Origin of the sequence: Vibrio sp. 10N.222.55.C7, assembly GCF_041473335.1 — a bacterium.
Lineage (GTDB): Bacteria > Pseudomonadota > Gammaproteobacteria > Enterobacterales > Vibrionaceae > Vibrio > Vibrio crassostreae_C.
On record NZ_JBFRSC010000019.1, the window covers coordinates 203,316 to 210,984 of the forward strand.

The window sequence follows — 7,669 nt, forward strand, 5'->3', positions numbered from 1 at the left end:
AAAATAAAAACAGCTTGCGACGCGCAAGCTGTTCATACGTTTTTTTCTAAGTTTGTCGTAGCCTGAATTAGAGCCCGACTTTTGCCAATTCTTGCTCTGCGAACTCAGACGGTATCGCTAAATAGCCATCTTTCTCTACAAGTTCTTGTCCTTGCTTTGAGAACACAAAAGTGAGGAACTCTCTTTCAACGGGAGAAAGCGGTTTATCTGGGTGTTTGTTCACGTATACGTAAAGAAAGCGTGATAGAGGGTAATCACCGCTCAAGATATTCGCTCGAGTCGGCTCTACATAATCAGAACCATGCTCAGCAATAGGAATTAACTTAACGCCAGCGACACGATAGCCAATACCTGAGTAGCCAATCCCACTGATGGATGAAGCGACCGACTGAACGACTGAAGCCGAACCAGGTTGCTCATTCACACGATTTTTAAAGTCACCGCCGCACAGTGCATTCTGTTTGAAGTATCCATAAGTCCCCGATACAGAATTGCGACCGAACAATTGGAATCGATGTTTCGCCCATGGCTGATCGATTCCGAGATCTTGCCAGTTATTGAGAGGCCTTGTTGCTCCGCAGCGTAATGTCTCAGAAAAAATGCCATCAATCTGACGAAAGTTAAGCCCCTCAATAGGGTTATCACGATGCACAAAAAGCCCAATCGCATCGATAGCAACTCGCAGTGCTGTTGGCTTATATCCATGCTCCCTTTCAAATGCTTCAATTTCTCGCAGGCGCATCGGACGACTCATTGGCCCTAGATGTGCAGTCCCTTCGGTTAAGGCTGGAGGAGCAGTAGAAGAACCCGATGCTTGGACTTGAGCGTTAACATTTGGGTAGTAGGACTTGAACTCTTCCACCCATAACGTCGTCATACCCGCTAAGGTATCCGAACCGACCGATAATAAGCTCCCAGAAATTCCCGGAACCTTAGAATAATCAGGAAGAGAATCGACACCCTGTTCGGCATGCACAGGGTTAACTAAAGCAAACGCTAATAATGAGCTGACTGGAAAATGCATCCTGCGTATCGAACAACTCATGATACGGTCAGTCGATTTGGTAAAGTAAAATGGAAACGACTGCCGACGCCCACTTCACTTTGAATTTCGAGATGTGAATCGTGGTGGCTAAGCGCATGCTTTACAATCGCTAATCCAAGACCACTACCACCGGTATCACGAGAGCGGGCTTTATCTACACGATAGAAGCGCTCTGTGAGTCGATGTAAGTGTTGAGGCTCAATACCATCACCAGTATCTGACACATCTAAGCACGCGCCTTGGCTGGTTTGATACCAACGCACTTTGACCGTTGCACCTGCGGGTGTGTATTTAACCGCGTTATAAACCAAATTCGATATCGCACTTCTCAATTGGTCTTCATCGGCAAGAACTCGTAGGCTCTTATCGATATCAAACTCAAGCTTATGTTCGCGCTCACCGCTAAGGCTCGCCGCTTCTTTCTCAAGAACCTCAAGCATCGCCGGAACGTTGACCACTTCATCCAACTCATGCATTGGCGCCGCTTCAATTTTCGAAAGCGTGAGTAGTTGATTAACCAAACTGTTCATTCGATTGAGCTGCTCAGTCATTACGCCATGCGCCTTGGTCCACATTGGGCCAACGATCATGTCTGGATCTTCGGTCATTTCAAGGTAACCTTGAAGGACGGTCATCGGCGTACGCAATTCATGAGAAACGTTAGCGAAGAAGTTACGGCGCATGCCTTCTAACTGCTTAAGCTGGGTCACATCACGTACCACCATCAGGTGTTCACCCTCGGTATACGGCACAATACGCAGCTCGAGCATACGCTCCACATTCAATGGAGAAGGCATCTCTAATGGCTCAGAGAAATCTTGCTTATTAAGGTACTTAATAAAATCTGGAGTACGAATCAAATTCGAGATCGGTTGACCTGAATCATCTGGCCAACGAAAGCCCAGCAAATACTGAGCTAGCTTGTTACACCAAACGATATTGCCTTCACCGCGAAATACCACAACGGCATCGGGAAGCGATTCTGCACCGTTACGGAAACGGCGGATAAGGTTAGTCAGTTCTTTGCGTTTGCGACGCTGTCTCTGCTGCATACGATAAATACCGTTAAACAGAGATTCCCAGTTCCCAGAGCCTGAAGGTGGAGTTAGACGCTTCTCATCCCACAGCCATGCGGACAAACGCATTTGGTTGTGTAGATGCCAGCCGAGCTGCAATACCGTAGCAGCCAGCAGTAACCAAGGTAGGTAACCGAATATCCATCCGACTAAAACCCATGGTGCGTAAAAAAAAGCCAGCTCCCAAGCCAGCTTTTTCCAGGTTAACTTTTCAACCATTCAGGACTCCGTAAACTGGGCAGCGAAGCCACATTAAGCCTTTGTAGAAAAACGGTAGCCAGCGCCACGAACCGTTTGGATTAGCTTATCGTGACCTGCAGACTCAAGCGCTTTACGCAGGCGTCGAATATGTACATCAACCGTTCGGTCTTCAACGTAAACATTGGTACCCCAAACGTTGTTAAGCAGCTGCTCTCGGCTGTATACACGCTCTTGGTGCGTCATAAAGAAATGCAGCATTTTGAATTCTGTTGGTCCCATATCAACTGGACCTTCACTTGCGGTCACGCGGTGTGATACTGGGTCTAATTTAAGGCCCTGTACATCAATCACATCTTCCAATGCCGTTGGTGTTACACGACGAATCACCGCTTTAAGGCGAGCAACAAGCTCTTTTGGCGAAAACGGTTTGGTAATGTAGTCGTCAGCGCCAACTTCTAAACCGCGAACCTTATCTTCTTCTTCACCACGAGCTGTTAGCATCACCACTGGGATGTTGCGAGTTAACTCTTCACGCTTCATGTGCTTGATAAAGTTTATCCCGCTACCACCAGGTAGCATCCAATCTAGTAATACTAGATCTGGGAAAGGTTCACATAGCTTGTTTACCGCTGTATCGTAATCTTCAGCCTCTACTGCTTGGTAGCCTTTTTGTTCAAGTACAAAACACAGCATCTCACGAATAGGTGCTTCATCTTCAACGACCAGAATCCTTCTCGACATAATTGAATAGCCTTTGTATTTAATCAACGCATTGCATTATCTGAGTTAATTATGACACTTTTGTGACCTTTGAAAACAAATTTTCATATAACTGTCTCAAACGTTTCACTTTATAACTTTTGATACAGAGCTAAGGACAAATCGAATTAGATCTCATATCATGAGGCACTTCTAAAAAGGTATGAGAAAAATATATGTGGTTTAAAAATTGCCTAGTCTATCGCTTCAACCGTGATATTGATTTCAACGCAGATCAGCTAGAGAAACAACTTGAAGAATTCCGCTTTACTCCTTGTGGTAGCCAAGACAAACAGAAATTTGGTTGGGTGCACGCAATGGGTAAACATGGCGATATGATGACGCACGTATCAGAGAACCGCATTCTCATCTGTGCAAAGAAAGAAGAGAAAATGCTACCAGCATCTGTGATTAAAGAGTCACTGAATGCAAAAATCGAAACACTCGAAGCTGAGTCTGGCACTCCTCTTAAAAAGAAAGAGAAAGACAGCCTCAAAGAAGACATCATCATTGATCTCCTTCCTCGCGCATTCAGCCGCAGTAACTTCACATACGCGCTGATCATGCCAAAAGAAGGCTTCATTGTTGTTGATGCAAGCAGCTACAAAAAAGCAGAAGACGTGTTAGCTCTGCTGCGTAAAACAATGGGTAGCCTACCAGTCGTGCCAGCTATTCCTGAGCAAGCGATTGAAACGACTCTAACCGAGTGGGTTAAATCAGGTGATACACCTCAAGGCATTACAATGCTTGATGAAGCTGAGCTTAAGTCGATTCAAGAAGACGGTGGTATTGTTCGAGTTAAAAAACAAGAGCTAGAAGCCGACGAGATTAAAAACCACATCGAAGCAAATAAAGTGGTAACTAAGCTGCTTATCAACTGGCAAGATCGCATTGAATTCATCCTTGCTGAAGACGGCAGTATCAAACGCCTGAAGTTCAGCGATGAACTTAAAGATGAGAACGACGATATTCCCCGTGAGGACCAAGCTGCACGCTTTGATGCAGATTTCTCATTGCTATGTGGTGAGTTCAGCGTGTTCCTTCCGAATCTATTCGAATCACTAGGTGGATTAACTCAACCGAACGCTTAATCGGTATCTCCAAAGCTCAGGTGCTCCGTGCCTGAGCTTATTTTCCCTACATTTCCCGCTGTATATTTATCCCTTCACTCTCTTCTTAATATCATTGCTATCTTTAGGGCTATCAACCAGACTCATTTTAGCGTAAAATTTGCGCCCCTTTGATATCACTTGGTGGTATCAACCTGACTTGAGATCAGATTAGAGAACGAAGCAATGACTACACAAAAACCATTTGTACCTGAACTATTATCACCGGCAGGAAGCCTCAAAAACATGCGTTACGCATTCGCCTACGGCGCAGATGCAGTATACGCAGGCCAGCCACGTTACAGCCTTCGTGTTCGTAACAACGAGTTCAATCACGAAAACCTACAAATCGGTATCGATGAAGCTCATGCTCAAGGCAAAAAGTTATATGTTGTATGTAACATTCAGCCGCACAACTCTAAATTAAAAACATTCATTCGCGACCTCAAACCAGTTGTAGACATGGGCCCTGACGCGCTTATCATGTCAGATCCTGGTCTTATCATGATGGTTCGTGAAGCATTCCCTGAAATGCCAATCCATCTTTCTGTTCAAGCAAACGCAGTAAACTGGGCGACCGTTAAGTTCTGGTCAACTCAAGGCGTTGAGCGTGTGATCTTATCTCGTGAGCTATCGCTTGAAGAGATCGAAGAGATTCGCGAACACTGCCCAGAAACAGAGCTAGAGATCTTTGTTCACGGAGCTCTTTGCATGGCTTACTCAGGCCGTTGTCTGCTTTCTGGTTACATGAACAAGCGCGATCCAAACCAAGGTACTTGCACCAACGCTTGCCGCTGGGAATACAAAACAGAAGCAGCGAAAGAAGACGAAAACGGTCAGATCGTTGAAGCAAACCCTACTGGTGTTGCTATTCAAGAAGTAGAAACGCAAGACATTGAAGTTCAAGATGAGCGTCCAGACAACACACTAGGCCTTGGTAAACCAACAGACGAAGTGGTTCTGCTTTCTGAATCACACAAGCCAGAAGAGAAAATGGCAGCGTTTGAAGATGAGCATGGTACTTACATCATGAACTCAAAAGACCTTCGTGCAATCCAACACGTTGAGCGCCTAACGAAGATGGGTGTTCACTCTCTGAAGATTGAAGGTCGTACTAAGTCTTTCTACTACTGTGCACGTACTGCTCAGGTTTACCGTAAAGCTATTGACGATGCAGTGGCAGGCAAACCATTCGATGAAAGCCTAATGGGTACACTAGAGAGCCTAGCTCACCGTGGTTACACTGAAGGCTTCTTACGTCGCCATACACACGATACATACCAAAACTACGAGTACGGTTACTCTATCTCTGACACTCAACAGTTTGTTGGTGAGTTCACAGGTAAGCGCCGTGGTGACCTAGCGGAAGTAGAAGTGAAGAACAAGTTCCTAGTAGGCGACAGCTTAGAAATGATGACACCGAAAGGTAACGTTGTTTTCAAACTAGAAGTTATGGAAAACCGCAAATCTGAAGCGGTCGACGATGCGAAAGGTAACGGTCACTTTGTATTTATTCCTGTACCAGCAGATCTAGATCTAGAGTACGGCTTGCTGATGCGTAACTTGAGCGAAGGCCAAGATACACGTAACGCATCAGGCAAATAATTTTTACTTAAGCGACTTACTTGAGAAGAAAATAATGGCTCTGTTAATTACTGACAAGTGCATAAACTGCGATATGTGTGATCCTGAATGCCCAAATGGTGCAATCACTATGGGCGACAGCATCTTCGAGATCGATCCTGATTTATGTACAGAGTGTAAAGGTCACTATGAAAAGCCAACATGCCAGTCAGTGTGTCCGATTACAAAATGCATCATCACTGACCCAAACCATATTGAAACTGATGACGAGCTACTTGAGAAGTTTGTTATCATTCAAGGCTTGACCTAAAAGAAGAAAGGTTCAACTTAACCATAAGTTGAACCTTTTTTTTCATCCTGATTTTCCGATTGGATAAATATTGCAGAAGAGCTCTTTTTCAAATTGATATTCGAGTCGTTCTCGCCAGTTTATTGATTGAGCTATAGGAACAAGATAAAAGTTTTCCCTGCTGGTATCGGTCACAAATGCCATTCCATACTGCATCAATTCATAGTGAACATCATTTACGAAACTAGGGTCTAAACGTTGTCTGCCTGTTAGCTGATTGATGTCATCTCTTGAAATTGAAATACCCGAGCTTTCAGCGTTGAACCTATGTCTTAACCATTCTGAAAATTCCTTCGCACAAATCATAGTCATAGTCTTATCCTTGAATTATCTATCGACGGGTATCAGACTCTGATTTCGCATACTGCATATAAGCCGCATCTTTCACCCCAAAACACTCAATCCCTGACCAAACCTTGTCAAATTCGCCATCGCCCTTGCTGATACCGTTATTGCTTTTATTAATATCAAACGATGTTCTTAATCTCGTGTTTATAAACTCTAGACAAAAGTGTGATATTTCTCCAGTTTTAGAGTCGAAAAAACCAGTGGCAGTACCACTGTAAAAAGCCTCGATGAACAGGATTACTTATTCGATATCAAGGCCAAACACTGACTTGGCATCACTTTAACTTTTTTCTTTTTCTTAGTTTTCGCTACTTTTTTAGGAGGTGGAACTGGAACAGTCTTTGGAGCCCAACTTGCAAGTTCATCTCCACAACCGTCACCTTTAGGAGGGCTCGCTTGAGCTATGCAGTTTGAACTGCCTTCAGGACACTTTAAACGAACGTGGAAGTGGGAGTGGTGTCCCCACCAAGGTCTTATTTTGCCTAACCAAGCTCTATCATTAGCGTCAGAGTTTTCTTGTTCACAAAGGGTTTGCTTGATCACTGGATGAACAAAAATACGCACCACTTTTTCATCTTTCGCCGCATAACGAATAACTTGAAAATGATCATCGGTCCAATTCGATTCACGCAATTTGTAGTTGGTAAGATCCACAACGCTCACAGGTTTAGGCACAGCTAATTCGTTCTCTGACAACCTCTTACTGGTTAACCTTAGCCATATATCAATATCTAACCCTGTTTGATGACTTGAATGACCTGAAGAAAAGCGCCCTCCTCTGGGAAGAGAAATATCACCGATCAATAAATTAGTATTGAGCTTCTCGCTGGTCGTGACTCCTAACCTCTCAATAAACTTTATAGCTTCTGTATGGCCATAGTAGCGCTCTCTTTGAGGGCGAATGATCTGATACCCCAAACCATTAATAGGCAAAGCCTGCGCGCCGTCTAGACAGCCATTGGCATAGCTTCCAATTGATGAGGGTGAATTTCTAGTAGGGTGACTCTCTTTTTCCCACGAAGTTGCTGATAGAGAAAATGAACAAAAGAATACAACCAGTGCAAAAAAGAACCTCATAATAATCCCAAATTACTGACGCTTACTCATTATATTAGTCGCCATTTAGGATTAGGTGCATATCGTACTTAAGTTTTTGGTGGTAGCTAGTGAATTATACTAATTAAAGTAAAAATGTGAT

The 7,669-nt window shown here is 44.1% G+C and carries 8 protein-coding genes; 3 read left to right on the forward strand and 5 right to left on the reverse strand.

What is annotated here, in order from left to right; genetic code table 11:
• Positions 1–67 precede the first annotated feature (67 nt).
• Genes AB4482_RS07305 through phoB form a run of 3 tightly spaced genes read right to left on the reverse strand, consistent with a single transcriptional unit; the run spans position 68 to position 3,063 of the window.
• The gene (locus AB4482_RS07305) at positions 68–1,045 is read right to left on the reverse strand and encodes a PstS family phosphate ABC transporter substrate-binding protein (protein ID WP_032548820.1); all 978 of its coding nucleotides are present in this window, start codon (positions 1,043–1,045) and stop codon (positions 68–70) included.
• Positions 1,042–2,340: a phosphate regulon sensor histidine kinase PhoR gene (phoR, locus tag AB4482_RS07310; protein ID WP_004740365.1), complete on the reverse strand. Its 1,299-nt coding sequence runs from the start codon at positions 2,338–2,340 to the stop codon at positions 1,042–1,044. The genes AB4482_RS07305 and phoR overlap by 4 nt, the downstream gene beginning before the upstream one ends.
• A gap of 33 nt (positions 2,341–2,373) precedes the next feature.
• On the reverse strand, positions 2,374–3,063 hold the full coding sequence (gene phoB, locus AB4482_RS07315; protein ID WP_004735064.1) for a phosphate regulon transcriptional regulator PhoB: 690 nt from the start codon (positions 3,061–3,063) through the stop codon (positions 2,374–2,376).
• A 194-nt stretch (positions 3,064–3,257) separates the two neighbouring features.
• Between phoB and rdgC the strand changes: the two genes are divergently transcribed.
• From rdgC to AB4482_RS07330, 3 genes are all read left to right on the forward strand, one after another.
• Positions 3,258–4,172 carry a recombination-associated protein RdgC gene (rdgC, locus tag AB4482_RS07320; RefSeq protein WP_008223904.1) on the forward strand — a complete coding sequence of 305 codons (915 nt, stop codon included), beginning with the start codon at positions 3,258–3,260 and terminating at the stop codon, positions 4,170–4,172.
• Between the two features lie 204 nt (positions 4,173–4,376).
• Positions 4,377–5,795: a tRNA 5-hydroxyuridine modification protein YegQ gene (yegQ, locus tag AB4482_RS07325; protein WP_017062848.1), complete on the forward strand. Its 1,419-nt coding sequence runs from the start codon at positions 4,377–4,379 to the stop codon at positions 5,793–5,795.
• A gap of 34 nt (positions 5,796–5,829) precedes the next feature.
• Complete coding sequence (locus tag AB4482_RS07330; RefSeq protein WP_004735061.1) at positions 5,830–6,084, forward strand: YfhL family 4Fe-4S dicluster ferredoxin; 255 nt, start codon at positions 5,830–5,832, stop codon at positions 6,082–6,084.
• Between the two features lie 42 nt (positions 6,085–6,126).
• Here the strand turns inward: AB4482_RS07330 and AB4482_RS07335 are convergent, their stop codons facing one another.
• Together AB4482_RS07335 and mepA are read right to left on the reverse strand one after the other, a co-directional pair.
• Positions 6,127–6,435 carry a hypothetical protein gene (locus tag AB4482_RS07335; RefSeq protein WP_017062536.1) on the reverse strand — a complete coding sequence of 103 codons (309 nt, stop codon included), beginning with the start codon at positions 6,433–6,435 and terminating at the stop codon, positions 6,127–6,129.
• A gap of 273 nt (positions 6,436–6,708) precedes the next feature.
• Positions 6,709–7,548 carry a penicillin-insensitive murein endopeptidase gene (mepA, locus tag AB4482_RS07340; protein WP_017062537.1) on the reverse strand — a complete coding sequence of 280 codons (840 nt, stop codon included), beginning with the start codon at positions 7,546–7,548 and terminating at the stop codon, positions 6,709–6,711.
• Positions 7,549–7,669: the final 121 nt, after the last annotated feature.

Excerpts from the sequence above, each read along its gene's own strand:
- phoR (WP_004740365.1), bottom strand. The coding sequence starts at position 2,340 with ATGGTTGAAAAGTTAACCTGGAAAAAGCTGGCTTGGGAGCTGGCTTTT.
- AB4482_RS07330 (WP_004735061.1), top strand. The coding sequence starts at position 5,830 with ATGGCTCTGTTAATTACTGACAAGTGCATAAACTGCGATATGTGTGAT.
- mepA (WP_017062537.1), bottom strand. The coding sequence starts at position 7,548 with ATGAGGTTCTTTTTTGCACTGGTTGTATTCTTTTGTTCATTTTCTCTA.
- AB4482_RS07335 (WP_017062536.1), bottom strand. The coding sequence starts at position 6,435 with ATGACTATGATTTGTGCGAAGGAATTTTCAGAATGGTTAAGACATAGG.
- yegQ (WP_017062848.1), top strand. The coding sequence starts at position 4,377 with ATGACTACACAAAAACCATTTGTACCTGAACTATTATCACCGGCAGGA.
- rdgC (WP_008223904.1), top strand. The coding sequence starts at position 3,258 with ATGTGGTTTAAAAATTGCCTAGTCTATCGCTTCAACCGTGATATTGAT.
- AB4482_RS07305 (WP_032548820.1), bottom strand. The coding sequence starts at position 1,045 with ATGAGTTGTTCGATACGCAGGATGCATTTTCCAGTCAGCTCATTATTA.
- phoB (WP_004735064.1), bottom strand. The coding sequence starts at position 3,063 with ATGTCGAGAAGGATTCTGGTCGTTGAAGATGAAGCACCTATTCGTGAG.